Origin of the sequence: Listeria booriae, assembly GCF_000766865.1 — a bacterium.
GTDB lineage: Bacteria > Bacillota > Bacilli > Lactobacillales > Listeriaceae > Listeria_A > Listeria_A booriae.
Genome location: NZ_JNFA01000014.1, coordinates 1 through 1,788 on the forward strand (window position 1 = coordinate 1; position 1,788 = coordinate 1,788).

Annotated in this window: 1 rRNA gene; it reads left to right on the forward strand. The window is 50.6% G+C overall.

The features are described from left to right. The first annotated feature begins 181 nt into the window (after positions 1-181). Positions 182-1,731: ribosomal RNA gene (locus EP57_RS05930) — 16S ribosomal RNA — on the forward strand. Positions 1,732-1,788 lie beyond the last annotated feature (57 nt).

Below are 1,788 nucleotides of genomic sequence, written 5' to 3' on the forward strand. Positions count from 1 at the left end.
CTTTGAAAACTGAACAAAAAACAAAGATAAAACCAAGAAAACAGCAATGTTTTCAGGTAAGAATCGCAGGGCGGAAATAGAAAGCTATTTCCAAACAAACAACTAGTAAAGTAATTTGCTAGCGAAGTCAATTTGACGCAAGGATCTTATTCACGGTGTTGAATAAGTATTCAAACTAACTTTTAAAGAGAGTTTGATCCTGGCTCAGGACGAACGCTGGCGGCGTGCCTAATACATGCAAGTCGAACGAACCGACGAAAAGCTTGCTTTTCTGACGTGAGTGGCGGACGGGTGAGTAACACGTGGGCAACCTGCCTATCAGTTGGGGATAACTCCGGGAAACCGGGGCTAATACCGAATAATAACGGGCGTCGCATGACGCTGGTTTGAAAGATGGTTTCGGCTATCGCTGATAGATGGGCCCGCGGTGCATTAGCTAGTTGGTGGGGTAATGGCTCACCAAGGCAACGATGCATAGCCGACCTGAGAGGGTGATCGGCCACACTGGGACTGAGACACGGCCCAGACTCCTACGGGAGGCAGCAGTAGGGAATCTTCCGCAATGGACGAAAGTCTGACGGAGCAACGCCGCGTGTGTGAAGAAGGTTTTCGGATCGTAAAGCACTGTTGTTAGAGAAGAACAAGGATAAGAGTAACTGCTTGTCCCTTGACGGTATCTAACCAGAAAGCCACGGCTAACTACGTGCCAGCAGCCGCGGTAATACGTAGGTGGCAAGCGTTGTCCGGATTTATTGGGCGTAAAGCGAGCGCAGGCGGTTTCTTAAGTCTGATGTGAAAGCCCCCGGCTTAACCGGGGAGGGTCATTGGAAACTGAGAGACTTGAATGCAGGAGAGGTAAGTGGAATTCCACGTGTAGCGGTGAAATGCGTAGATATGTGGAGGAACACCAGTGGCGAAGGCGGCTTACTGGCCTGTAATTGACGCTGAGGCTCGAAAGCGTGGGGAGCAAACAGGATTAGATACCCTGGTAGTCCACGCCGTAAACGATGAGTGCTAAGTGTTAGGGGGTTTCCGCCCCTTAGTGCTGCAGCTAACGCATTAAGCACTCCGCCTGGGGAGTACGACCGCAAGGTTGAAACTCAAAGGAATTGACGGGGGCCCGCACAAGTGGTGGAGCATGTGGTTTAATTCGAAGCAACGCGAAGAACCTTACCAGGTCTTGACATCCTTTGACCACTCTGGAGACAGAGCTTTCCCTTCGGGGACAAAGTGACAGGTGGTGCATGGTTGTCGTCAGCTCGTGTCGTGAGATGTTGGGTTAAGTCCCGCAACGAGCGCAACCCTTGATTTTAGTTGCCAGCATTTAGTTGGGCACTCTAAAGTGACTGCCGGTGCAAGCCGGAGGAAGGTGGGGATGACGTCAAATCATCATGCCCCTTATGACCTGGGCTACACACGTGCTACAATGGATAATACAAAGGGTTGCCAAACCGCGAGGTCGAGCTAATCCCATAAAATTATTCTCAGTTCGGATTGTAGGCTGCAACTCGCCTACATGAAGCCGGAATCACTAGTAATCGTGGATCAGCATGCCACGGTGAATACGTTCCCGGGCCTTGTACACACCGCCCGTCACACCACGAGAGTTTGTAACACCCGAAGTCGGTAGGGTAACCTTTATGGAGCCAGCCGCCGAAGGTGGGACAGATAATTGGGGTGAAGTCGTAACAAGGTAGCCGTATCGGAAGGTGCGGCTGGATCACCTCCTTTCTAAGGAAAAGGAAACCTACGGTTTGTTTTATCTGTTGTTTTGTTCAGTTTTGAGAG